This is a genomic window from Rivularia sp. PCC 7116, assembly GCF_000316665.1.
Taxonomy (GTDB): Bacteria; Cyanobacteriota; Cyanobacteriia; order Cyanobacteriales; family Nostocaceae; genus Rivularia.
The window spans coordinates 3,681,464-3,706,473 of sequence record NC_019678.1; the positions used below are offsets into that span (position 1 = coordinate 3,681,464).

A 25,010-nucleotide genomic window follows, 5' to 3' on the forward strand; every position below is an offset into this window, starting at 1 on the left:
TTCCTAGGCTCAGCCTGGGAACACTTTGGAGGAGGCTCTGCCTCCAATATGACACGAGGCAGAGCCTCCATGAATTGCATTCCCAGCCCGGAGACTGGGAACGAGTCTTACTGCTCACTGCTCACTGCTCACTGTTTAATACCGCAGGCTATTCGCAGCCCGATATTAATGTTATTGTAGCCGGGAATGTTGTAGAGACGACCGGCAGAGCGGCTGCTTTGGGCGTTGTAACCCCAGGAGCCACCGCGTAATATGCGGCGGAAACGGTAATCGTTTTTGTTCTGATGGCTTTTTTCTATCCATGCTCTACCATCTGCGTTTATCTGCTGATAATTATTGTGCCAATCATCAAAACACCATTCCCAAACGTTGCCGTGCATATCTGATAAACCAAAGTTGTTAGCGACGTTAAAGCTGCCTACTGGTGTTGTTTGCTGACGGTAGATTCCTTTAGTACCGTTACCATAGGAACTATCCATACCTCGATAATTGGCTAAATCGGTAGTAATGGTTTCGCCGAAATGGAATGGTGTAGTAGTACCGGCACGACAAGCGTATTCCCATTCTGCTTCGCTGGGTAAACGGTAGTTTCTACCTGTATGATGAGACAATCTTGCACAAAACTCAACCGCATCATACCAAGAGATTTGCTCTACGGGTAAGTTATCTCCTTTAAAGGAAGATGGTGCTGGTTTCAATTCTCTATTTAATTGGGGTAAATTAGCAACTGCTCGCCATTGTGCTTGGGTAATTTGATATCTACCCATAAAGAAAAATGGAATTGTGACTTGATGCTGGGGGCGCTCTCTATCGGAACTACCTATTTCGGTTTCCGGCGCGCCCATTTTAAAATTACCGCTAGGGATTAAAACCATTTCTAAGTTGATTCCATTCCCTAATTCTTCTATATAATATTGTGTTTTTTTTCGCTGACGATTAATTACTATTTTTCCCATTTATTTTATACCTTAAACATCAATAATGCAGAGGAAGAGAATTTAAAGAATTTAGAGGATTAATCTTATTAAAAGCTAAAAGCAAAATTGATACATCTCTTCCCTTCTCCAAAACATCGGAGAGGGGTGCCCGTAGGGCGGGGTGAGGTTGATTTGTGCCTAATAGATGATTTAACTTTTTTATCTTTTGTCTATTCCCTATTGTTTCGGACTTTTTCAATTTAGTGCACAGCCGGGAAACCTCACCCTCAATCCCTCTCCTTATTAAAGAGAGGGAAGCCGGAGATTATTTTATATTTTATTACGCCTACCTACTTAGTTAAGAAATAATCAAAATTATTGCATCAGAATTTAATCATAAATAATCAAATATTACATACAACCCGAAAGCCGAAAAAGTAGTATTCATAACCGGGAAAGTAAGTGCTGCGGCAAGCACTACGACATTCTTCAGGTACATCAAACCAAGAGCCACCACGCAATACTTTTCCAGAATGTTTATTATTATGCTCAAATCTACGCAACCATGCAGTACTATCGATAGGTGCATCATCATAACCATTGTGCCAATCATCAATACACCATTCCCAGACGTTGCCATGCATGTCGTACAAACCAAAGGCGTTAGCTACAGCAAAATGACCTACCTCTGTTGTATGCCTGCGATTTTCCCCCTGCTTTTCGGTAGCGTATATTTCCAGAGCGTTGTAGTTAGCTAAGTCTGATGTAATAGTTTCGCCAAAGTGGAATGGTGTGAAAGTACCGGCACGACAAGCGTATTCCCATTCGGCTTCGCTTGGTAGGCGATATTCTTTTTGAGTATGATTTGACAATCTCGCGCAAAATTCTACTGCATCGTACCAAGAAATTTGCTCTACTGGTAAATTATCTCCTCTAAAGTAAGATGGTTCTAATTTCATTTCTCGGGAAACTTGGGGTAAATTGGCGACGGCTTGCCATTGAGCTTGAGTAATTGGGTATTTACTCATGAAAAAGGTGGGTACTGTTACTTGATGTTGGGGAAATTCATTATGCATGGTGTAATCTTCTCCTCGTGGAGCGCCCATTAAAAAAGTACCATCGGGAATTTGTACCATTTCAAGTTGAATTTTATTATCTAAGTTATCTAAGTTTTCAGCAAAATATTGATTTTGTTGTTGCTGACGATGAATAACTATTTCTGTGGTGTATTTGGATTTGTTAATTTCGATGGTGGCGACTTCAAATATGAAATTTTTTAAGTTTATAGTATGCTTGTGGTCGTGTTTTATCGAAATAGTTGCGACTTCATACTCCAAAGTTTGTAAGGGAGGAAAGTCTTCGAGAGCTTGTAAAGAATTATTTTCTAAATCTTCAGCAATATGAGCGTATATTCCCCCCAAACGGCGAAATACTTCAGCTTTAATTTTGGCAAAGGGGCGAATTTTGATTGCTAAATTATCATGTTCGTAAGCAGGTAAAAGTAATCTTGCTTCAAATTGCTGTACCGATAAACCAAGTTTTTCGGAAATATATTCCGATACTGCATCAATAACGGAAATAGCTTTACTTTTGGGTACTGAATCTACGAGTAATTTTCTGACACCGGGAAGAAATTCGTATTCTATATAATCGGGATTATCTTTGATTGTTGTTGATTTGAGCAACCCGCTCATGAAGACTTCTGCGATATGAATTTGTCTCGAATCTGGTAATAAAGTTTTTTGAATTAATTGCACTACCGGCAAACTAACTGGTGCGGCTGCCATTAATCCAGCTAAACGACGGGCTGTAGGGGAAGCTGTAGCGCGGAATCTATTAACGATTGTATCGGGAGTTAATTGGGATGGTTTGGGATTTATTTTTGTTTGCGATCGCAATTCGGGAAGAGAAAATTTAAATCCTGCTGTGGTAATATTTCCAAATCCTGCGATTACCTGCGACCATGTTAATAAAGGTTGGGGTTCTAAGGTAACAATGGGAATAGAAATTGATTCTGAGGAATTATCGTTTTCAATTTCATCTTCATCCCAAATTGTAGTTAGTAGTTGCGAATTCGGTACTCCTGGTTTTAGCGAACTTAAATATACGGGAGTTGCCGCTGATAAAGCTGTACGCTCCCATAATTCTTCTGGAAGCAGTTGCAAAATAGTCAATAAACCTTTGTTTCCCCAAAGTTTTAATGTGGGATGAATAAATTTATTTCTCCAAGCAGGGGAAATACAGTCAGTTACTAGTAAAATTAAACGTCTTTCTTTGGGATCTATTAATATATCGGGAGTGTAAGGAGTTGAATTTATGTCGTTACGATAGTTTTGCTTCAAGCTACCTTGAGAACATAACTTTAAGGGGAATAATTCAGAAGCAGTAGGTGTAACTTTTAATTCCCAAGTTCTCACATCTCGGAATGCACCGTGATGTTTTAAAAGTTTTTGTAATTCCCTAATAGTTGGTTCCCAAATTACGGTAGAGTTGCTTTTTTCTACTACCAAAGCTAACTCTAACCACCTTTGGGGTTTTGGTGCGAAAACTGGAACCCAAATATCTTGCTCGGCAATCTGCTTTACGGTTGCTTCTTCGTCTAATATTTGATTTGTAAGAGATGGTACTTTCCGCATTAATGGACGCAGTGCCCGCCCTAATTCTAAAGTATTTCTTAAAGCTGGTGCTGCTGGCACCTTTAAAGAAACGCTTTTTCTAACTGGAATATTTAAATTTGGTTCGGCTTCGGAAATAAATTTGTGAACAGATGGAAGGGCAACGGGAAGACTTGGAGGTGGATTTTGGATTGCCGGTTGCGATTTTTGGATTGATTTTTGTTTCTCTAATTTATTAACTTGCTGATGCTCTGGTGTTGAATCTTGTTTTATTGGCAGCCGATATCTTCGGCGATGAGAATCTTGTATTTTTTCTCGCTGATGCTTTTGAGGAGTAGAATCTGGTTTTTCTTCATCTAAATGAATCGCTAGCCAAAAAATATCTACTAGCTCGCGAGCAGTAAAGTTAAATCCAGCATTTTCTAAAATCTCTAAAACCTTTTCAATCATACCTCATCAATTTCCTTCCATACTGTTGAGGTGTTGCAGCAATCTTTCAATTAATTGCTGTTTTTGCAGTTCTTTTTTCTTACCATCTAGCGGTTGCCTTGTTGCTTCAACTATAGGAGAATCAAAAGTATTAGCAGTATGACACAACATATATATTGCATTCAATAATTGGTCAGTTGCTAAATCTCCCTTACTACGCTTATCTAAAAACTTCTTAATAATTGGTTGTGCTTGTTCAATAATACTATCTCCTAAATGCACTTTGACAATAGTTTCTAATTCTTGAGGATTTGGTTCCCTCAAATCTAATCTTAAACAACGTCGTAAAAAAGCTGGTGGAAATTCCCTTTCACCATTACTAGTCAGCAGCACAAAAGGAAAAGCCTGACATTGGACTCTGCCTCTAATAATTGTGGCAATTTCGTTATCGTTGGTTTGAACGTTAATTTTAGGAAATTTATCGGCGATTCTGGTTAATTCGGGAATTTCAAATTTACCTTCCTCAAAAATATTGAGTAAATCGTTGGGTAAATCAATATCGCTTTTATCCATTTCATCAATTAACAACACCTTGGGTTTATCGGAAGCGAGTAAAGCAGTTCCCAAAGCACCTATCTTAATATAATCGCCAATTTTCTCTAAATTATCTTGGTTGCTCGATTTAGAATCTTGCAATCTACCAATGGCATCATAACTATATAAACCTTGCTGCAAATTAGAGCGAGTAGTAATATTCCATCGCAATACTTCACCTAATTTTAATTCTTTCGCTACAGCATAAGCCAAAGAAGTTTTTCCGCTTCCCGGTTTACCCGTTACCAATAAAGGGCGACGTAAATATAAGGCAGCATTAACTAATTCTATTTCTTCCCCTTTGGCTTGATAAGTAGCTCCTCGGGTTTCTTCATCAAATTTACGCCAGCTAGGAGGCGGCGGCAGTTTATCTATTCCGTCATGGGGGTTATCGGGAGTGCCTTGAAATATTTTCCAAGATGTCATGGCATTGTATAGTCAATTTGCGGTGGTATTAAGTAAGGATTTTCCCATAGCAATGAGATGTGATTTCCGATGTGAGTTTTATCTACAGCAACAGAAGCCTGCCAACGTTTTTCTTTAACTCGCTCCGGTAATTTCATAATTGAACATTTCAAAAGCTCATCTATTTCCTCTCGAATATTTAAATGTTGCAATTCCTCTCTAATCCATAAAGCTACGGGAATAGCACTTTGATTAATAGCTGCCAAAATTTTCGGAAAAACTTCCGGCGATGGCGATTTAATCAATTTTAAAGCAGTTATATTTTCTCTGAGCAAAATATAATATAACTGCTTGTCTAATTCCTCATCGGAATCGCAATCATCATCAGATACAAAACATTCAGAGCAAGCACAGTTTACAAAAGTTTGCCACTTCTGCTCCCAATCATTTTTGTTCAAATATTTTTTTAACCGTTTATAAGAGCGAACAATTACTTTGTATTCATTGCCAATAGGGCTGGGAATATCATGTTCGTCTTCATCTGCTGCAATTGTCCAGCTATCAACAGGTTGATTCAATAGTTCGTTGGGTAAAATGAACTCAATACTGGTTTGATGGCGGGAGAAAGTTGGCTGCTGATAAATTTGTTCAAAGCAAAATTTTAATAAATCAGCAATTTCTTTTTCTTCAAATTTAATTTTTTTGTTATTTTCTCCATCTTGATTTATTGAGATATATCCTTCGCCAGTCTTAGAATTAAATTTACCTTCTTCCCCGTAAGGAATAAACCAAGCTTCAAACCAATATCGTTGTTTATATTGCTTGCAAGGGTGAAATATAATTATCAGATGACTGGTTGTATCTTTATCTTGTACGTCATTTTCTCTGTGAGATAGCTGTTTATAAAATTTACCAACATACTTTTCCCCCCATTTATTTAACTGACTGGCTTTTTTTTCGGGAATATCTCCATCGTTTAATAAATTAACTGCAAATTGAGAAAGCTTTTCATTATAATTTTGGGATGATGTTTCCTCAATACCCTCAAATATTTCAATTAAAGTTTCGGGAGTTTCAGGAATTTCCTCTTCCCAATCATGAAATGAACTGTCATCAGCACAAGCTTGATAAGCTTGCTGCATGGTTTCAATATATGTACCCTCTAAAGGCTTTAGAATTTTAAATAAACTAATAGTAGTCTGAAACTTTTGCGCTACCTCCTGCAATTCCGGGTTATCAGGCTTTTCTTCGAGTGCTCCATCAATAAGTTTTTTTAATTTGTCCTCTTTTAGAAAATATTGTCCTAATTTATAAACAATTTCTTTTAAATTGTCGCCAAGAGCAATATCATCTAGATTTTGACTAAATTGAAATTGCACCATCATTTTTAATTCAGCTTTATTGGGAAAAGCACTACGCAATGCTTGGTTTAAATCCTTGATAAGATAGCCAGGGACATTTGCAGAATTCATCGGTAAATGCTTAAATGCCTTAAACGATATTAATTTATACTTGCTCGACACTTAAGTACTTCTACATGTTTGTATACATTTCCGTAAAAATGTTTACTTTTTATTGAAATTTAAGCTTTTATGGCGGTTTGAATTGCAAAAGGTTCGTAGTTGCGCTTACAGCGCCAATATGTCGCATCTGGAGACGAAAACGGAAAACGGAGCAACTACAAACCCCGCAAAATTAATGTGGTGGAGTACTAGTGGTTTTTCCTATTTTGGTTCTGAAGGATAAATTATTATTCGTACATAAGGGTTTTATCCCTAAATATTTGGCGCTATGAGCGCAACTACGAACGATAATTTACCAATCACCACATTGCCTCACCGCTACGTAATTCTGACAATAAACCTTGCTTTTCCAAACGCGCACAAATGGCAGTAAAAGGACTTCCGGCATTATAAGCTGGGTTGTGATTGGGGTCGCCACTGTGGTGTAATGCAACTAAGTCCCAGTTAATATTGAAACATGGCGAGCCGGAGGAACCCCCTTCGGTATTGGTTTTATATTTTACTACAGTGCCGTTTTCGTTAACGCTGATAATTGCATCGGTATCAAAAGCCAGCTTCAACGGTTGAGCGTCGGGATGCTGCACTATTAATAGTGGTGTGTCGGGTAAAAACTCATAATCTAGCGATTCTGGTAATTTAATCCATCCTCGTTGTGGAGTATCGGGAACGGAATTATTAGCTATAGATTCTTCTCCGGGAACTCCATCTATTCGCAACAAGGCATAATCTAATTCATCGGCAGTTGGTAAAGGGTTATCGGTGTAGGGGCTTTTATCAATTAACCAGTCGTCTGCAACTAAACGGAATTCGGTACCATTATTTACAACTTTTCCTTCCGGTAATTGTTTGTAATCAAAGCGTAAAATTACGTTTTCGGGAGTAGCTTTTTCTGAGATGACAGGTTCAATGACATGATAATTTGTAATTACAACATTCGGCGCAATTAGAAAGCCCGTACCAAAAGATGATGGAAAATTATTCTTTTTGGTAATCTCTATCCGACAAACTTGGGCTTCGATGGTACCCAACTTCTCCCGCCATGAATTTACATCGAGAAAACTATTTGTTTTCTTGACAATTCTTTCTAAACCACCAACTTTCGATAGCCCAGATGGTAGAGATATAGTTAAATTAAGTTCTTGTGCAACGATAAATAAACTAGGATTTCCTGGATTTGCTTCCCTTGCACCTGCAATTAATTTATCAGTCCATCCTTCCGCTTGGGAAGCTCCAATTAAATCAAAAGCAATTTTATCTATAGGATTGGCTTCTCCTGAAATAGTATTCAGGTTTTTGCTAAATTGAAATTTCACTAATTCAGCAAGTTTTGGTTGAGATGGAAAAGCTTCCACCAGAGCATCTCTTAATTTTTGATACTGTTTTCCTTCAAGTTTCATATATCAGTTATCAGTTAACAGTGAGCAGTGAGCAGCGAGCAGTTAATAACTACCAATTACCAATTACCAATTACCAATTCCCAATGCCCAATTACCCATTACCTTCTTGAATAATTTCATACCAAAAAGAAATATCTCTAACTTTGTGAGAACCATTTTGCGGATGTCTACCAATACCGAATTTATCGCGATATTGCAGCCAAGAAGTTCTATAGACTCCTATAGTATCACCAGTTGCCTTACTTAGAGCTTTGTAGGCAAAATTACCCAAAGCCGAAGCTGCACCGAGGGCTGTTGCAAAAGTCGCAGCTTGAGTTGCGATCGCAGTAAATCCTATCATCGTACTAACAGCACCTTGAATTTCCGGCGATTGCATTTGTTGATTCAGGAGTGTTGCTAAATCATCGGAGTCTTTTCTGTCTCGGGATACGGTAATAAAGATATCTAAGAAGTGTACGGCTTCACCGTAAAATATCAATAAGCCATTTTCACCAGTGGGCAATCTATCGTTATCTTTAATTCCATCAAAGCGAAAGGTTTGCGGCATATAGAAGCTCGATGAATCGTCTTCGGTAGCTTTACCATGAACAACCAAAGCATCCAAACGCATCCGTGCATCACCAAACCACTTTTTGGTATCCCAAATCATAATATCTTGAAGTCTAACGGCAAGATTAAGCGGTTGTGGTTGAGTGGTTGATTCGCGAGGGCTGCGAGTATTTTCCTGACTAAATTCTTCTTCTATCTCTTTAAGATAACTACTATCGGGGAATGCGGTTTCATCAATTAACCATTGTTGCTCTGTCATAATTATATTTCTCCCCTATGTTGTTTTGATTATTTTATTATTACTTAAGTCTTTTAGTGAGTTGTGATATCAAATCTGTTGGCATCGGAATTATATATTTTTGAAACGCAGAGGGGCACAGAGGAAAGCGCAGAGGAGCGCAGAGGAAAAAGCTAAAAAACAGGTAATGATAAAGCCGGAAAGAAAGTAAGAACTATCAAATGCAAGATTTTACCGTCATCGAGACACCACCACTGGGAACAATGGTAATCCCCCTTCGCACGGGTTTGACTGGTTTTTTATCGACTAATTCTAATTGAAATTTTTGAATAATAGTCGCTAAAATCAACTTCATTTCATACACTGCAAAAGCGGCACCAATACAGCCGCGATAACCTCCTCCAAAAGGTAAATATTCAAATGCAGAAAATTTTCTATCTAAAAATCTTTCGGGAATAAATTTATCTGGCTGTTGATAAGTTGTTTGCTGACGATGGGCTAAATATATACAGGGAACTAAAACAGTACCTTCACCAAACTTTTCTCCGGCAACTTCTACTTTATCAACTGCCATCCTGGGAGTACAAATTAAAGCTATGGGGTGAAGTCGCATGGTTTCGGAGCAAACTGCACTTAAATAAGGTAGTTGAGCAATATTTTCTGGGGAAGCTGTATTTTCTAAAGTTTTTAATTCCTCAATTAATTTACTATAAACTTCAGAATGGGAATGAATCATGTAAAATAACCATGCCAAAACCCCAGAAGTAGTTTCGTAACCCAAAAGCAATAAAGAAACTAATTGATCTCGCAATTCCTTGTCTGTCATTTTACCGCCATCTTCGTCACTCGCTGACATTAACAGACTTAAAATATCTTCTCCTAAATTATCGTCACTTAATCTACGTTCATAAATCTCTGCATAAATCAACTTATCAATTTCTTCTCGTCGTTTGAGATAATTTCCCCAGGGGCTCCATTTTCCTAAATCTTGCTGTAAAGGTGGAAAGAAAAATAAACTAGAAAACAAAGGTTTAGTAATATCATTTAATAGCGCCGTTAACAAGTTTATTAATTTTTCGTAACGTTCGCCGGGAGTAATTCCAAATACCACTTGAAGAATAATTTGTAAAGTAATATCTGGCATTACTTCCTGCATAGAAACAGTATTACCAGTTTTCCAATTGCTAGTTACATTATTAGTAATATTGCATATAGTATCCCCATAGGATTTGAGGCGATCGCCGTGAAAGGGAGGCATTAATAATTGTCGCTGTCGGTTGTGGGATTTACCCTCTTGAAAGACAATAGAATCGCTGCCAAACAAGGGTTTGAATACGTGAGTGGCTTTCTTAAAATCTAATTTATTCGCGGGAATTGCAAAACAATCATTAATAGCTTGAGGGCTGCTGAAAAATACAACCGGCGGAGAATTTATTCCTAAAACTCTTAAACTGAAGGTATCTCCATATCTTTGTGCGTGGTTGTCGAAAAAGTTGATGGGATTGGCAATTAGTTGAAGAGTTTGAACTAAGGAATTAGTCATCGGGTAAAAGGTAAAAAGTTAAAGGTTAAAGGTTAAGGGTTTAATGATTTTCCTAATACTCTATTTTCTCACTTTAACGATGTGTGGTAAATATAATCGCCCTCACCCTTGAAGGGTGGGGCTACATTTGCCAAGCCTACCTTCGTAGGCTAGAAGATTAGCCTGCGAAGGTAGGCTTTGTAGCTGTAGCGATACCCTTCTAGGGTATTGCTACGTAGAGGTTTAGTTCACAAACGCAAAATCACTTTCCCCAAGCCCCTGCATACCCAATACAACAGCCACATCTTGATTCAAAACATTTATTACAGTATTCTTACCATTCATTTCCAAGCTAACATCTTCAAAAGTACCAATCCCCGAAATCCCAATTACGTCAACTCCACTTTCAAAATCTGTAATTGTATTTACTTCCTCTGGTAATTCAGCATTCACAATCCAAAATTGATCTTTACCAGCACCACCACTAATTGTATTTCCACCTTTTTCAATGATAAAAAACCTATCGTTACCTTTACCACCAATTAATCTATCGTTACCACCAGCAAAAAAGGTATCATCACCATCACCACCACTCAAACGATTTCCTCCTCTACCCAGAGAAGCATCAAGAATATCATTTCCAGCGCCACCATTAACCCTATCGTTTTTCCCGGCGAATAATTCATCATCGCCGCTACCGCCGAATACTCGATTACCACCGGAGATACTTTGAGTGGTATCTACCAAATCATCGCCAAAACCTGCAAATACAACATCTTTATTGCCATCAAAATCTGGAATTAACTGGGTTTCCAAAACATCATCACCAGCATCGCCAACAACTAAAACTTCGGTGAGATATTCAAACTTTTCTCCCGGTAAAGCAGGTGTATTTGATGGCGGTATCCGAACTGGATTTTGCTGCTCGTAAGCATATGCCAATCCGATTAAAGTAGGCTCGGTAAATTCCTGCCCGAATAAAGACATACCCACGGGTAAACCTTGCTCTGTATATCCCACTGGTAAAGTTAAATCGGGAAAACCGCTTAAATTCCCTAAATAATTTGCCCGATAGGGGTCGCCGCCGATATTATCTAAATTAGCCTGATAGGTTGGATCTTCGATTACATTACCATCGGAGTCGGTAATCGGTGTTGCTGGAGTGGCAATTGTGGGATAAACTATGGCATCCAATTTATTGCTAGCAAAGATATTATTTAACTCTTTCTGCAATTGGGGAATACCTTCATTAATCGCTGCTTGATATTCCGGATTATCCAACCCGCCAAATTCTAAGGAATCTTCGTAGACTGCAATCCGATTGGGATTAACCGGAGTTTCCGAATTAACCAATTCTGGATCTTTACTAGCTGCAATCAATTCTTCTAAGTTTTCCGGATATTCCTCATCGAGTGTTTCAAAATATTCCTCAATCTGGGGATTAAATTCAGCTTGAATCACAGTATTTAATAAAGTACCGTAATTAGAAGCATCCACAACCGAATCGGGAAGATCCAACTCAACAACAGTTGCACCAGCAGCCCTCATATTATCAATAGCTGCTTCCACCAACTTATCAACTTCTTCATTACCGCCGAAATATTCCCGAGCTACACCAATTCTTGCACCTTTGAGGGCATTTTTATCTAAAAATTGAGTATAGTCATCAAAGCCTTTACCCTTACTAGCTTCCGTTGCCGGGTCATTTTCGTCAACACCAGCCATTACACCCAGTGCGATCGCTGCATCTTCAACAGAAAGAGCCATAGGACCAGCATAATCTACCGTCAGCGCCAGTGGTACTATACCATCAGCACTCACCAATCCCCGCGTCGGCTTAATTCCCACCAAACCAGTCACAGCAGAAGGTCCCCGAACCGAACCCGCCGTATCCGTACCAGTACCTAAAGTCGCAAAATTAGCGGCAATTGCAGCACCAGTACCGCTACTCGAACCGCTAGCATCGCGATTGAGATTATAAGGATTGAGCGTTAAACCACCTTTGGAACTGTAACCAAGCCTTCCAGAAGAAAGAGCAAATTCGCTCATATTGGTTTTACCCAAAATAATTGCTCCAGCATCGCGAAATTCCGATGTAGTAAAAGCATCATCTGGAGGAATAGAACCTGCTAAAACATCAGAACCCGCAGTAGTAGGTAAATCAGAGGTGTCATAATTATCCTTTAAAAGTACCGGAATTCCATATAAAGCTCCATCCGCACCTTGATTTCGCAACTTTGCATCTAACTCCCTAGCCTTATCCAAAGCATCGGGGTTCACCGAAATAACCGCAGAAATAGCAGGACCTTGGTCATCGTAAGCTGTTATTCTATTCAGATAAAGTTGAGTTAATTCCTCAACACTCAAAACTCCAAAACTGTAAGCTTTTTGAATATCGCTAACTGTCGCTTCTTGTAAATTGAAAGTAGATGGTGCTGAAAGATTGAAGGTAGATGGCATATTTTTTACCTGTAACTTTGAGAAACGATATTTCTGAAATAACTTTAGTCAGTAATTCCTAAAAATTACACCCAGCAAAATTAAGTCAGTTTTGCAACTGAACTTTAGCCCATAAAATGCATTAAATTAGGGATAACTTATTTGATTCAAAAGACTATCTAGCGAGGAGTTTACACAAAATTACTCCCGGCAATCGCTCTATGCACCCTAGAACTAATTTACACTGAAAACGGTAATTATGCTCAGTAATATTTACTACTTTATTTTATTTATCTGTAACTAAATTTATGTCAAATATAAGAAAATTTTTATATAGGTAAATCACTAATTGCATATTGACAAAAATACCAAAGTGAGTATTTAGGCTTAGCAATAATGCTGCAAATATAAATTGCTATAATCCCAGTAATCTTAATTAAATTGGTTCGTAGTTGCGCTTTAGCGCCTCTTTTACATAGCAGCTAACTAATAGTGATTAATTTAAACCCTTATCTACAATCAATCGGCAATACTTACGGCGAATGGTGGAAGTGTTACACCATAACAGATGTTGTAGGAAATCTTCGGCACGAAAAACAAAAGCGATTGCCGTTGTTTGATTTTGGGTTGATGGTAGAGAAGGTTAAGCAGGAGCAAGAAGAAAAAACCGAAAGATTAACAGTTTTACAAGGTTTAATTAAATATGCGAACGACCATGTATTATTAATAGGTCGTCCTGGTAGTGGTAAATCTACAGCGTTTTTACGGTTGCTGTTGGAATCAGCGCAACATCACCTGGAAATGAATTTCCAGGCTAACAGCGAAAGTTGTCTAAAGACGACTGAATCTTCTACTAACAGTCAGTTTCAACTGACTTCGGCTATGAGCCAGGGAATTGATTCCCTGGCGGATTCGCGAGAAAATGCAAAAATCCCCATCCTCATCGAACTTCGTTTTTACAAAACTTCAATAATCGACTTAATTCGTAACTTCCTCAAACGTCACCAACTACTGTTAGAAAACCCTGAAATTGAAAAATTACTGTTTGCAGGAAAATTCCTTTTATTATTTGATGGAGTTAACGAATTACCATCAGAAGCAGCGCGGCAAAACTTACAACAATTTCGCCAAGATTACCAGCAAACCACACCAATGATTTTCACCACGCGAGATTTAGGTGTTGGTGGTGATTTAAAAATAGAGAAAAAGCTGCAAATGCAACCTTTGACAGAAACCCAGATGCGGGATTTTGTTTGTGGGTATCTTCCAGAGCAAGGGGAAGAATTGCTCAAACAGTTGTCAGGGCGTTTGCGGGAGTTGGGAGAAACACCTTTATTATTAATGATGCTTTGTTCGGTATTTGTTGATAACCAAAATAAAGTACCATCAAATTTGGGTTCGGTATTTCGTCGCTTTACCAAAATTTACGATAATAAATTCAAACAAGATATTCCCGTAACGGATGAATCTCGACGCTGGTGGCAGCGGTTATTGCAGCATTTAGCTTGGGTGATGACGCATGGGGAATCAAAAACCGAAATTCTCGTTGCTATTCCGATACAGGAAGCTAGGGATATCTTGACTGAGTTTCTCAAAGAGCAGGATTATCATCAACCGAGGAATGCAGAAAAATGGTTAGATGATTTACTCAAACATCATTTGATTCAACTTGGTGCAGATAATCAAATTCAATTTCGTCATCAACTGCTGCAAGAATATTACGCTGCTGAAAGATTATTGGAAGAAATTCCGAAGTTGAGCGATGATGACTTGCAGTGGGAATATTTGAATTATTTGAAATGGACTGAGCCTGTAGCGCTGATGATGCAGTTGGTAGATAAGCAATCTCAAGCTGTGGGTTTGGTGAAGTTGGCTTTGGAGCTTGATTGGCAGTTGGGTGCAAGGTTGGCGGGGGAAGTTAGGGAAGAGTGGCAGGGGGAGACTGTTGGTTTAATTACTAATTTAGAGTTGCCACTTTTATTAAAAATTAGACTTTTAGAAATTAGCAAATCTGATATAGCAATATCTTCATTAATAGATATGCTACAAAACGAAGATGAGGAATTCTTTGAAGATGTAATTTTAGCTTTAATTGGAATTGGCTCAAATGCTGCAATAAATGCATTAATTGAATTTCTGGAATATGAATACGAATTTGAAGATTTATTCATTTGCGGTTATGGTCTCATTTCCTTAGAAGAAATTGATTCCTGGGATGAAATATTAGACATATTTAGAGCATCAAAATATGATATTGCCCGTGTCAATTATATTTGTAATGAAAATTCGGTAAATAAAAAGAAAAAGATTGTCAATAAAATAACTGAATCAATTGACAGTAATTTTTTACAAGAGGGAAATCAGATTGATAGTTCATTTGCAGATAAACACAAAAAAAACAATTATGAAGTCTTAATACATCAAATAATCAGTAACTTAAAACATAATGATGCTGATATTCGTAAAAAGGCTTTTTTCAGTTTAAAAAATATTTGTTCGAGAGAAGCAATAAACCCACTAACTAAAGCTCTATACAATGAAGATAATAGTTTAATTTTTCATTTGCTTTCTATATGCTTAAGGAATATAACCTCTGAAAAAGATATACCTTTATTAATTCAACTGCTTGAGCATAAACATTTTTTAGTTCGTCTAAATGCTGTATGCGCTTTAGGAAGAATAGGTAGTGATGCTACCATACCTGGTTTAATAATAGCCTTAGAAGATAAATATGAAGGTGTCCGTTCTGATGCAGCTTTAGCTATTGGAGATATTTGCTCTGATGCTGCTATTCCAGGATTAATAAAAGTTATGAAAAAAAAATATACACCCAATCTTATCGGAACTCTTGAAACAATCCAACAACACCTAAAATACTACAAACCCATCCCCAAAACCATGTCCAAATCCACTTCCCACAACTACGCATTACTCATCGGTGTAGGTGAATGCGAAGAAACCAAATTATCCCTACCAGTAACAGTTAAAGATATTCAAGCACTCAAATCTCTCCTCACCGACTCCAACTTATGCGGTTACATCGACAGTAACATTCGTCTTCTCTACAACGAAACCGCTACCAAAGAACAAATCCTAGAAAATTTAACCTGGTTAAAACAACAAGCCGAAAATGATTCAGAAGCAACTATACTAATTTACTATTCCGGTCATGGTTTATTAGATAATTCTGGAGATTACTATCTCATCCCCCACGAAACCGATCGCGCAGACATTCCGGATACCGCACTTTCAGCAGAAACCATCAATCAAGCATTACAAGGGATTCCAGCGCAAAAATTATTAGTAATTATAGATAGCTGTCACGCTCAAGGAATGGCAACTTCAAAAGATGCTAAATCCCCAATTCCCAAAGGTTTTACCCAAGCTGCTTTACCCAAAACCATTATTGACGATTTAAAAGGTGCGGGAAGAGTTGTATTTACTTCCTCCACCGGAACACAACTATCTTGGATTCGCAGCGATCGCACAATGAGCATCTACACGTATCATTTCCTCGAAGCTTTACAAGGTGCGGGGAATCAACCGGGAGATAAAGTAGTTAAGGTTTCCAATTTGATGAATTATCTGAGCGAAACTGTTCCGATAACGGTACAGCAGGAATACAACAAAAAACAAACGCCCTTCTTTGATTTTGCTACAGAAGATTTTCTCGTTGCTTTGTTACGTGGTGGCAAAGGTTTACCCGCAGAAGGATATGAAAGCATGAAAGCAGAAGCAGAAGAGAAGATTCGCAGTATCAGCAATCAAGTTAAAGATAGTGTGGTGAATATGGGAGATGGAAATATTGGTTTAAATATTGGTACAGCAGGGAATATAACTATTGGTGATATATCTTCAAAATAAAAAATGATTATTTTTAAGATTATTTAAAATTACCTTATAATATATGTACATAAAGCTGTACATAAACGATGTTTTCTTACGAAATCACATCTCCAACGGATGCCAGAAACAACTTCTTTAAGCTATTAGACTTAGTTGTACAAAATAATCAGGTATATATCATCAATCGTCGTGATGGTGAGAATGTTGCTTTGATTACAGAATCGGATTTGAGAAGTTTGGTTGAGACGGTTTATCTATTGAAAACTCCTGCAAATGCAAATCGCTTACTCGATGCAATTGAGGAATCTAAGAGCGGAAAAATCAAATCTCAAACAATTGAAGAGCTTCAGCAGGAGTTAGGGATTGAGCAAGAAGAAAAAGAAGAATAAGGCTGAAACTGATGAAATAAAATCAGTTGTTGTTAATCGAAGTCCTGGTTTTAGTTCTAAGTTTAAGGAAGATTTAGCTTGGTGGTTCAAGCACAATTTTAAAGTTGCATCGAAAATTTTAGATTTAATTACTGCTGTGATGGAAAATCCATTCGAGGGAATTGGTAAACCAGAACCTTTGAAATATATGGATGCCGATATTTGGTCTAGACGTATTGATTTAGAGCATCGGCTTGTTTATCGTGTTGAAAATACTAAAATTGATTTTCTTACTTGTCGGTATCATTATGAGTAATAATTTTAACTGAATCCGGGTATGAATAAAGAATGTAGAGACGCTAGATAATTAATGTCTCTACAAGCTTTCCGCGAAATCCAAATTAACTAACAGTTTCCAAACTGCGAGACTTAGCCATTCGCTTACCTTTAACAACCATTTGAATCGGACGATTGGGGCCAGTTACAATACCCCGACGCTTTGGTTTTACTTCACCTTCGGTAATTAAATCCAAATCCAAATCGGAAAGAATTCTTGCTAATATTAACTTCATTTCAAATTGAGCTAACGCCATACCAATACAGCGTCTTGCACCGCCACCATAAGGGATGAATTCATAAGGCGAATACTGTCTTTCTAAAAAGCGCTCTGGTTTAAATTTCTTTGGTTCGGGATATAATTTTTCGTCATTATGTATCGAATAAATTGAACCCATTACTGCCGTACCTGGCTCAAGTTCGTGCCCGCACAAGGAAACCGGACTTTCTACATCTCTACGGAATGTTAGTAAAGCCACTGGATAAATCCGTAAAGTTTCGCAGTAAACCGCATTTAAATATGGCAATTTCAAAATAGCATTACTATCGGGATTTTCCCCCAAACTATCAAGCTCTGCCAATAGCTTTTGTTTAACTTCAGGTATTTTGTGAATCCAGTACAATGCCCAAGTTAATGCTGTAGCAGTAGTTTCATGCCCTGCAAATAACAGCGTCATCAACTCATCGCGTAATTCTTCATCAGTCATAGCTTCACCTTGTTCGTCTTTGGAAGCCATTAACATAGTCATGATATCAGTACGGGAATCATCGGGATTTTCTCGACGCTCGTCGATTTCTTGATACAGAAGTTTATCTGCTAGATCTCGGTGATATACAAAACTTCCCCAAGGAGTTAGCGAACCTAAATTACGCTGTAATTTAGGGAAAAATAGCGCCATTGTACCAAAAGGAGAACCCCCAGCTTCCAAAAACTCTTTGATATGGTTCTCTATATCTTCGGCACGTTTACCTTTATAAAGTCCGAATACTGCCTGCATAATTACTCTCAAAGTAACTTTCTGCATTGCTTCGCGGACATTAAAAGGCTTAGCAACTTCCCAATCGCTAATAATTTCTTGAGTAACGTTATTAATTGTCTCACCATAAGTCCGCATTCTATCGCCGTGAAAAGGCGGCATTAATAACTGACGTTGACGACGATGCTTTTCACCACTAATAGTAATTACAGAATTACTCCCCACCAAAGGTTCAATAATTTTATTCGCATCCCCAGGAGCAGTAAATTCTTTATCATTCAACAACTTCTGTAACGCTTTGGCATTGCTGACGATAACGATAGAGATATTCAAGAATGTAAGTGTAAAAATATCTCCATATCCCTTGGCGCAATCTTCCAAAAGCGACATGGGAAAAGCAATAAATCGAATTTGCTGGATAAATGCCGGAATTTTGGGACCATTTGGTAATTTCATTCGCTTCCCCAAAGTAATATTTTTTCTATACTAATTAATTTAAGGGACGATCTATAAGCGATTATTCATTCTCGTAGGGAGTGAGTGAGTGAGTGAGTGAGTGAGTGAGGGAGTGAGGGAGTGAGTGAGTGAGGGAGTGAGTGAGTGAGGGAGTGAGGGAGAGAGGGAGTGAGGGAGTGAGGGAGAGAGGGAGAGGAGGGGGGAGAGGGGGAAGAGGGGGGGGGGAGAATAAATAATCATTACCAATTACCAATTACCAATGCCCAATGCCCCATGCCCAATGCCCCATGCCCAATGCCCCATGCCCCATACCCAATTCCCAATTTTCACTTTTCACTTTTCAAAATAACGAACCATTAACTCATCAATTCCTTCTTCATCTGGCAGCCAGTAGCTTGCATTATATTCTCTACCATTGCTAACTCTGCCCGGTAAAGTAAACATTTCAATGTCAGAGCGGTTAGTTTGGACACCGAAATTGACTAGTGTTAATAAACTGTCAAGGTTTAAATTGGTATCGATATTATCTTTAATCGTACCGATAATTACTGGCGATCGCGCTAATGTTGCTGGATTCAAAGCTTGTTGTATCAAGGCTTGCATAACCAATTGCTGGCGTTCAATCCTGCCGATATCTCCCCTACCGTCATTACGGAATCTCAATAGTTGTAATGCTTTATCGCCGTCCAGATGTTGCTCTCCTGCTTTTAAATTAATATATAAATGTTGGGAATCATCTTGATATTTCAAATCTTTGGGAACGTTTACGGTTACTCCCCCCAAAGCATCAATCAGTTTACCTACTCCTAAAACATTAATCCTAACGTAACCATGTATATCTATATTTCCTAAAAGATTACTAACGCTTTTAGCACTTAAATAAGCACCACCCAAACGATTGGCGGAATTAATTTTTCTCAAACCATAACCTTCTATTTCCGTGCGGGTATCCCTAGGAATAGAAAGCATATTTAATTTATTATTTTCTGGATCGAATCGAATCAATAACATTACGTCGGAAAGCCCATCAAAAGAATTAACTTGGGGTAAATATCCCAAATCTTTCGCGTCTTCCGGTGCATTTTTTGTATCTGGAGGAAGTACGCTCATTCCCATGACTAAAATATTGACGGGACGATTCAATTCTAAAAATTTCCCTCTATCAATAGCATTGTCGTTAAAAAAATTAGCTTCCTCCGGACTCAGATTAGCTTGCATAAACGGCTTCCCTGTCAAGAAAACCCCAAACAAACCCCCGGCTAAAGCCGAAACTATGGCAACTATACCCATTTTTCCCCAAAACCCCCGCTTGCTTTTGGGCTGATAATGTTTCATGTCGTTGGTTTGAGGGTTTTCCTTATGAATCAATTCTTTCAATTTTTCCATAAATGAAATTGTTGTGAGTAATTCAAATTGCCTGAGTTAGTAAATTACGGATTTTGCAATCGCGTATTTTTAACAACTACAATTCCATTACTGTTAATTGCGTAAAATATTAAGGGAATGCCGTAAAATATGCATGAGTATAAATCTTCAATTATAGGGAATTGCTAATTGGTAGTTGGTAATTGGTAATGGGTAATTAGTAAAAGAGTTATTCGCTACATAAATCAAGCTCTGTAACCATGAAGAGATTTAAAACTATTTTTGATAACTGGCTTGATTAATTTCATCAAAGTTTCTCTTAACGCGACTTGAATCGGATGCTGTAACTTACCCATTTGCGCCGAGCGTAAAGACTGTTTCACAATATACTTAGTACGCTCAAATCTCACAGATTCATATTCACGAAAAGCGACTGCTGCCTCTGAGTTTTCCAGTAAACATTTAGTTACAACCACTGCATCTTCTAATGCCATACAAGCTCCCTGCCCTAAAGTTGGTAAGGTTGGATGTGCGGCATCACCCAGCAAAGTTATATTTTGCTTGCTCCAAGGTAAAGCTGGTATTCTGTCGTAGAGGTTGGTTTTGATGATATCAGCTTCATCTGTAGCAGCAATTAATTCAGGAATCGAAGCAAACCAATCTTGGAACATATCTTCAAGTTCTTTTTTACGTCCAACTGTTGCATCTAGTTGATTCTCCCGAGCTAATGCTGCTGCATACCAATACATCCGATTTTTACCAAGCATCATAAACCCAAACTCTTTCCCCCTTCCTAAAAACTCTCTGATATAGCCAGAGCGATATGTGTTGGGAGTATGGGAAGTCAAACCCCGCCAAGTTGTAAAATTGCGATAAATTGGTTGCTGTTCGCCAAATAGCTCGGTTCTGACTATTGACTTTAAACCATCAGCACCAATCAAAGCATCACCCTCAATTGTTAAACCCGATGCAAAACGAGCGCTAACTTTATTTCTCTGTAGCTCTAATTGCTCAAAAGTTTCTCCTAAAATAAATTCCTTTTCCGGTATCTTGCTTATTAACAATTCGTGTAAGTCAGCCCGATGAATAGCTATCGTTGGAAGTTCAAAACCGTCTACAGGCACATTAACTAACTCTTTCCCTGATTGAGAATTAAATTGATAGTTCGATGTAACAACACCTACCCGCAAAGCTGATTCTAATAAATCTAATTTTTTTAATACATGAGTAGCATTTGCCCAAAGTGCAATGCCAGCACCCACCTCCCGCAATTCTTTAACACGCTCGTAAACAACTGGTTCAAACCCATTACGGTGAAGCGAAACGGCTGCGGCTGCTCCTCCAATTCCACCACCAATGACAATGATTTTTTTAGCTGAATGCATTTTTTTTATAAAAATATTCTGTATAACTAACTTACGCGATGTTTAGTTAGCGGTCAAATATTCCTGTATGGTTAAAAGTTTCAAGGCTTTTTTAATTAGACATGCGCGTTGACAGGTGACGAAAATTCTCTTTATGCTGATTAACGCTGCTTGTAAACTTAAATCTGTATGTATGGCTGACTCAACTAGAAAAAATCCCTCTATAAAAAAATCTGTTCGGAGTCGCGATCGCAAAGCTACTCAAGCAGAGATTTTGGATGCAGCAGTAGAGGAATTTGCTCTAAATGGTTTAGCTAATGCTCGTATTGAAACCATTGCAGCTAATACTGGCGTTACTAAAGCGATGATTTATTACTATTTCACCAGTAAAGAAGGTTTGTATTTAGCGGTATTAGAAAGAGGTTTTAATACTTATATGCAACCGCTGCAAGAACTTTCTTTAGATAGTTTACTTCCTGAAACTGCTTTAGAAAAATTTGTACGTTGTCTGCTTTCAAATTTAGTAAAAAATCCTAATTGGCCGTTGATTATGTGTTATGAAGCATTACAAAATCAAGGACAATATTATCAGCAAATTAATATTCACAGCATTGATGAAATATTGATTGCTATTTTGGAGCGAGGAGTTGCAGATAATAGTTTTCGTTCTCTCGAACCTAGAATGACAGCGAATGATATTATCGGTATTTGTGTATTTTATTTTCTCAGCAGAGAAGGTCTTAAACACCTTTTTCCCGGTAAAAAAATGTTCAGTAAGCAAATGTTAGAATTGCACGTACAACAGTCTATTGAATTAATTTTGGCAGGAGTAAAACATAATTAAAAATTATAATTAGAAATTATAATTAAAAAGCATAATTAAAAATCCTATTTATAGGAATGGCCGCAACTGGCACATTTATGCTGTAGGGTGCTGTGACACTTAATTGGATTTTTAACGTAATAATGAGGGTTTTATTGTCACGCACCACCCGAGTTGTGTAACGCGCAGCCTTAGTCCTGATTTAAATGAAACTACAGCTGAGCATTTATCAAAATTTCCGCAGCATCTTTTAAATTACTTTCAAACCCATTCAATCCAAATAACCTTCTTTGCGAAAATGCTCCGTCAACCAGCAGCAATAAATATTTTCCTAACTGTTCCGAGTTGGGAATACCTGCATTTTCAGCCAGCTTAGTCAAACGCAACCGCATTTCTTGTTTATGTGCGATCGCTACTTGATGCCCTGGATAATCTAGCTGAGGAAATTCGCTGGTAGTTATCAAAAACGGACAACCGTAGCACTCGGGTTTTACCAATAGTTCATCTATCCACTCGAATACTGCCAATAATTGCGCCTTGGAATTATCGGGATGCTTACCCACTGCTATATCAAAATATTCCCAAAAAAGTCGGTTACGTTCTTTCAAAAATGCCACAACCAAATCATCTTTTGATGGAAAATAACGGTAAAGCGTGGTTTTCGCAACTCCCGATTCCGCAATTATTCTGTCTACCCCTACAGCTTGAATCCCGTACTGGTAAAACAACTCGCTCGCTACTTCTAATATACGTTCTCGCGCCGAACCATCAGCTTTTCTTGGCATTTCTAAGCGTACAAATCAACTATTGACATGATACAGAGCTGTCTGTTATTTTTCAAAATGTATTGCGATACAGACCTGTCTGTATTTTTTTGATTAAATAAATTAAATCTTGGGAATGCTTGGGTTATGAAAATCGGAATAATCGGCAGTGGAAATATGGGGCGTTCTCTGGGTATACTTTGGGCAGAGCAAGGGCATCAAGTATACTTTGGAGCAAGGACGACTGAAAAAGGTAAAGCTGTTGCAGATATTGCCGGAAATAGCACTCAAGGAGGAATCAACGATGAAGCAGCAGCCTTTGGGGAAGTCCTGTTTTACACTATCCGTGGCGTGAATCCACAAGAAGTTCTTTCCGATATAGAAGTATTATCTGGAAAGATTTTGATTGATTGCAACAACTTTGAAATTCCCGAAGGTTTTGCTTATCCTCCTATAGAACAATCCTTGGCTGAAAAATTAGCGTCAGAAGTGCCAAAAGTCAGGCTAGTCAAAGCATTTAACACGATGGCTCAAGAACTATTCGAGCTGGCACCGACACCATTAAAAGATTACAGCGTTTCTTGCTTTGTTGCAGGAGACGACGAAGAAGCAAGGAACATAGTAATGAAACTTGCGGAAGACATTGGATTTAATCCAGTTGACTGTGGTGGTTTAAGGAATGCGCGTATGTTGGAAGGAATGGGGAATTTTATTCGATTTATGATTATTGGGCAAAAATTGGGTTCCTATGCAACCGTTTCGGTGAATGTGCTTCCTCCTGCACAACAAGAGCGTTTGGGGGGAAGAAAGGTTTCTAGTTTGAATTAGTTAGTTTGAATTAATTAGGTTGATCTACTCAAAATAATAGTGTTGGGTTCTGTCCAACGGACAAGCTACGCTAACGCTTCGCTCTACCCAACCTATAAACTAATTTACATTCTTAGACTTAAGTGTCGCGACACACTTCATTAACTTCCATCTTTAGATATTTGAACAGAGAACCACAAGCAACGCGAGTTCTTGCCGCAGCACTGCTCCATAATTTGAACGCGACATCTTCTAAAGTTTCTCCATCAACTTCGACTAGAAGGGAAATGACGCTGATTCTACCAAAAGACCAGAATAAACCTGCTTCAATTAAATAAGGTTCATTGGTTTCTGAATGTATGCGGAAGTCGTATAGAGAGTAATCGCGACAACCTAAAGCAATATGTGCCCGTTTTGCCGCATCTGCGAGCTTCTCGAACAATTCTGGGGTAACATCAGCCGGACAAGCTCTTCTCGAAGCAGTGTTCCTATTTTGCAGTAAGGTTCCATCGGGTAGAGATTCTAACTTATCTTCTGCGGTTCTAATAGGTTTCTCCTCTGACATAAAGTATTCTATCATTGGCGGTACCCACAATTTACCATCGCGCTCCACAACAGCTACACGTAGTTCTCTGCCGGGGATATAATCTTCAATTAACAAAGTTTGGTCGTATTCAAAGCCAACTCGCAATGCTTCGGCAATTTGGTCTTCGTTTCGTACTAAACTTACTCCTAAAGAGTTATCTTCTGAATTTGGTTTAACGATGAAGGGGGGTTTCATTGTTAGAGTATCACCTTGACGGAATTGTTGAGCGCGAGCAACCCTAACTCCGGATGTCGATACAACGCTTCGTGACTGGGATTTATTGGCTGCGAGCGCGGTACAGTGTGATGGCGAGCCGACGACGGGCAATCCAATCACATCCTCGAATAACGAGCGGAAACTTGTCATCCCGACAAAGCAAAACATATGGGGAACTACAACGTCAAGAGTTGGTAGTTGAGAAATCATCTCCTGGAGTGACATTTTTTCCGATAAGTCGTCTAAAGATGCTCCTAACTGCCAAAGCCCATCGGGATGTACCACAGCATAATGACTCTGCACGCCAACTGGCTGTACCACTTCCCTTGCGTACATGATTGAAAGGTTGTAGTAGAACTTAGAAACGCGAGAACCCGCGAAGTGCAATACTCGTAATTTAGATGTCGTAGTTGAAGCTGAGATAGAAGATGATGATGAGGTTTGAGCTTGAGGCATTTTTATTATGAAATATAA

18 protein-coding genes are annotated in these 25,010 nt (G+C 38.4%); 5 read left to right on the forward strand and 13 right to left on the reverse strand.

The features are described from left to right. Nucleotides 1-128: 128 nt before the first annotated feature. From RIV7116_RS14395 to RIV7116_RS14430, 8 genes are all read right to left on the reverse strand, one after another. On the reverse strand, nucleotides 129-956 hold the full coding sequence (locus RIV7116_RS14395; protein ID WP_015119022.1) for a formylglycine-generating enzyme family protein: 828 nt from the start codon (nucleotides 954-956) through the stop codon (nucleotides 129-131). A 365-nt stretch (nucleotides 957-1,321) separates the two neighbouring features. Next, on the reverse strand, nucleotides 1,322-3,982 hold the full coding sequence (locus RIV7116_RS36975; protein WP_015119023.1) for a formylglycine-generating enzyme family protein: 2,661 nt from the start codon (nucleotides 3,980-3,982) through the stop codon (nucleotides 1,322-1,324). Between the two features lie 6 nt (nucleotides 3,983-3,988). Further along, nucleotides 3,989-4,981, reverse strand: coding sequence for a MoxR family ATPase (locus tag RIV7116_RS14405; protein WP_015119024.1), 993 nt, complete (start codon nucleotides 4,979-4,981; stop codon nucleotides 3,989-3,991). Beyond that, nucleotides 4,978-6,432, reverse strand: coding sequence for an effector-associated domain EAD1-containing protein (locus RIV7116_RS14410; protein ID WP_015119025.1), 1,455 nt, complete (start codon nucleotides 6,430-6,432; stop codon nucleotides 4,978-4,980). The genes RIV7116_RS14405 and RIV7116_RS14410 overlap by 4 nt, the downstream gene beginning before the upstream one ends. Nucleotides 6,433-6,782: 350 nt before the next feature. Continuing rightward, nucleotides 6,783-7,880: an effector-associated domain EAD1-containing protein gene (locus tag RIV7116_RS14415; protein WP_015119026.1), complete on the reverse strand. Its 1,098-nt coding sequence runs from the start codon at nucleotides 7,878-7,880 to the stop codon at nucleotides 6,783-6,785. A gap of 91 nt (nucleotides 7,881-7,971) precedes the next feature. Further along, nucleotides 7,972-8,688: a hypothetical protein gene (locus tag RIV7116_RS14420; protein WP_015119027.1), complete on the reverse strand. Its 717-nt coding sequence runs from the start codon at nucleotides 8,686-8,688 to the stop codon at nucleotides 7,972-7,974. 196 nt (nucleotides 8,689-8,884) lie between these two features. Further along, the gene (locus RIV7116_RS14425; protein ID WP_015119028.1) at nucleotides 8,885-10,210 is read right to left on the reverse strand and encodes a cytochrome P450; all 1,326 of its coding nucleotides are present in this window, start codon (nucleotides 10,208-10,210) and stop codon (nucleotides 8,885-8,887) included. 222 nt (nucleotides 10,211-10,432) lie between these two features. After that, nucleotides 10,433-12,649, reverse strand: a complete 2,217-nt coding sequence (locus RIV7116_RS14430) for an amidase family protein (protein WP_015119029.1) — start codon at nucleotides 12,647-12,649, stop codon at nucleotides 10,433-10,435. A 471-nt stretch (nucleotides 12,650-13,120) separates the two neighbouring features. Between RIV7116_RS14430 and RIV7116_RS14435 the strand changes: the two genes are divergently transcribed. The 3 genes from RIV7116_RS14435 (at nucleotide 13,121) to RIV7116_RS14445 (ending at nucleotide 17,158) form a co-directional block, all read left to right on the forward strand. Further along, nucleotides 13,121-16,492, forward strand: a complete 3,372-nt coding sequence (locus tag RIV7116_RS14435) for a caspase family protein (protein ID WP_015119030.1) — start codon at nucleotides 13,121-13,123, stop codon at nucleotides 16,490-16,492. Between the two features lie 68 nt (nucleotides 16,493-16,560). Next, complete coding sequence (locus RIV7116_RS14440; protein WP_015119031.1) at nucleotides 16,561-16,863, forward strand: type II toxin-antitoxin system Phd/YefM family antitoxin; 303 nt, start codon at nucleotides 16,561-16,563, stop codon at nucleotides 16,861-16,863. Next, nucleotides 16,838-17,158 (forward strand): Txe/YoeB family addiction module toxin, encoded by a 321-nt coding sequence (locus tag RIV7116_RS14445; RefSeq protein WP_015119032.1) that lies wholly within the window; start codon nucleotides 16,838-16,840, stop codon nucleotides 17,156-17,158. Before RIV7116_RS14440 ends, RIV7116_RS14445 begins: the two co-directional genes overlap by 26 nt. Before the next feature lie 85 nt (nucleotides 17,159-17,243). On the opposite strand, the gene RIV7116_RS14450 is transcribed toward RIV7116_RS14445, so the two are convergent. The 3 genes from RIV7116_RS14450 to RIV7116_RS14460 form a co-directional block, all read right to left on the reverse strand. Further along, complete coding sequence (locus RIV7116_RS14450) at nucleotides 17,244-18,611, reverse strand: cytochrome P450 (RefSeq protein WP_015119033.1); 1,368 nt, start codon at nucleotides 18,609-18,611, stop codon at nucleotides 17,244-17,246. Nucleotides 18,612-18,944: 333 nt separating this feature from the next. After that, a complete protein-coding gene (locus tag RIV7116_RS14455) occupies nucleotides 18,945-19,997 on the reverse strand; it encodes an LCP family protein (protein ID WP_015119034.1) in 1,053 nt (350 codons plus the stop codon). 224 nt (nucleotides 19,998-20,221) lie between these two features. After that, the gene (locus tag RIV7116_RS14460; protein ID WP_015119035.1) at nucleotides 20,222-21,361 is read right to left on the reverse strand and encodes an FAD-dependent monooxygenase; all 1,140 of its coding nucleotides are present in this window, start codon (nucleotides 21,359-21,361) and stop codon (nucleotides 20,222-20,224) included. 133 nt (nucleotides 21,362-21,494) lie between these two features. Here RIV7116_RS14460 and RIV7116_RS14465 point away from each other — a divergent pair, with 133 nt between their 5' ends. Continuing rightward, the gene (locus RIV7116_RS14465; RefSeq protein WP_015119036.1) at nucleotides 21,495-22,184 is read left to right on the forward strand and encodes a TetR family transcriptional regulator; all 690 of its coding nucleotides are present in this window, start codon (nucleotides 21,495-21,497) and stop codon (nucleotides 22,182-22,184) included. Between the two features lie 191 nt (nucleotides 22,185-22,375). Here RIV7116_RS14465 and RIV7116_RS14470 read toward each other — a convergent pair whose 3' ends face one another. Beyond that, the gene (locus RIV7116_RS14470) at nucleotides 22,376-22,948 is read right to left on the reverse strand and encodes a TetR/AcrR family transcriptional regulator (protein ID WP_015119037.1); all 573 of its coding nucleotides are present in this window, start codon (nucleotides 22,946-22,948) and stop codon (nucleotides 22,376-22,378) included. Between the two features lie 126 nt (nucleotides 22,949-23,074). Between RIV7116_RS14470 and RIV7116_RS14475 the strand changes: the two genes are divergently transcribed. Continuing rightward, nucleotides 23,075-23,755 carry an NADPH-dependent F420 reductase gene (locus RIV7116_RS14475; RefSeq protein WP_015119038.1) on the forward strand — a complete coding sequence of 227 codons (681 nt, stop codon included), beginning with the start codon at nucleotides 23,075-23,077 and terminating at the stop codon, nucleotides 23,753-23,755. A 118-nt stretch (nucleotides 23,756-23,873) separates the two neighbouring features. Here RIV7116_RS14475 and RIV7116_RS14480 read toward each other — a convergent pair whose 3' ends face one another. After that, a complete protein-coding gene (locus RIV7116_RS14480) occupies nucleotides 23,874-24,992 on the reverse strand; it encodes an ATP-grasp enzyme, D-alanine-D-alanine ligase (protein WP_015119039.1) in 1,119 nt (372 codons plus the stop codon). Between the last annotated feature and the right edge of the window lie 18 nt (nucleotides 24,993-25,010).

Coding starts and splice junctions, on each gene's coding strand:
- RIV7116_RS14395 (WP_015119022.1), bottom strand. CDS start 956: ATGGGAAAAATAGTAATTAATCGTCAGCGAAAAAAAACACAATATTAT.
- RIV7116_RS36975 (WP_015119023.1), bottom strand. CDS start 3,982: ATGATTGAAAAGGTTTTAGAGATTTTAGAAAATGCTGGATTTAACTTT.
- RIV7116_RS14405 (WP_015119024.1), bottom strand. CDS start 4,981: ATGACATCTTGGAAAATATTTCAAGGCACTCCCGATAACCCCCATGAC.
- RIV7116_RS14410 (WP_015119025.1), bottom strand. CDS start 6,432: ATGAATTCTGCAAATGTCCCTGGCTATCTTATCAAGGATTTAAACCAA.
- RIV7116_RS14415 (WP_015119026.1), bottom strand. CDS start 7,880: ATGAAACTTGAAGGAAAACAGTATCAAAAATTAAGAGATGCTCTGGTG.
- RIV7116_RS14420 (WP_015119027.1), bottom strand. CDS start 8,688: ATGACAGAGCAACAATGGTTAATTGATGAAACCGCATTCCCCGATAGT.
- RIV7116_RS14425 (WP_015119028.1), bottom strand. CDS start 10,210: ATGACTAATTCCTTAGTTCAAACTCTTCAACTAATTGCCAATCCCATC.
- RIV7116_RS14430 (WP_015119029.1), bottom strand. CDS start 12,649: ATGCCATCTACCTTCAATCTTTCAGCACCATCTACTTTCAATTTACAA.
- RIV7116_RS14440 (WP_015119031.1), top strand. CDS start 16,561: ATGTTTTCTTACGAAATCACATCTCCAACGGATGCCAGAAACAACTTC.
- RIV7116_RS14450 (WP_015119033.1), bottom strand. CDS start 18,611: ATGAAATTACCAAATGGTCCCAAAATTCCGGCATTTATCCAGCAAATT.
- RIV7116_RS14455 (WP_015119034.1), bottom strand. CDS start 19,997: ATGGAAAAATTGAAAGAATTGATTCATAAGGAAAACCCTCAAACCAAC.
- RIV7116_RS14460 (WP_015119035.1), bottom strand. CDS start 21,361: ATGCATTCAGCTAAAAAAATCATTGTCATTGGTGGTGGAATTGGAGGA.
- RIV7116_RS14465 (WP_015119036.1), top strand. CDS start 21,495: ATGCTGATTAACGCTGCTTGTAAACTTAAATCTGTATGTATGGCTGAC.
- RIV7116_RS14470 (WP_015119037.1), bottom strand. CDS start 22,948: ATGCCAAGAAAAGCTGATGGTTCGGCGCGAGAACGTATATTAGAAGTA.
- RIV7116_RS14475 (WP_015119038.1), top strand. CDS start 23,075: ATGAAAATCGGAATAATCGGCAGTGGAAATATGGGGCGTTCTCTGGGT.
- RIV7116_RS14480 (WP_015119039.1), bottom strand. CDS start 24,992: ATGCCTCAAGCTCAAACCTCATCATCATCTTCTATCTCAGCTTCAACT.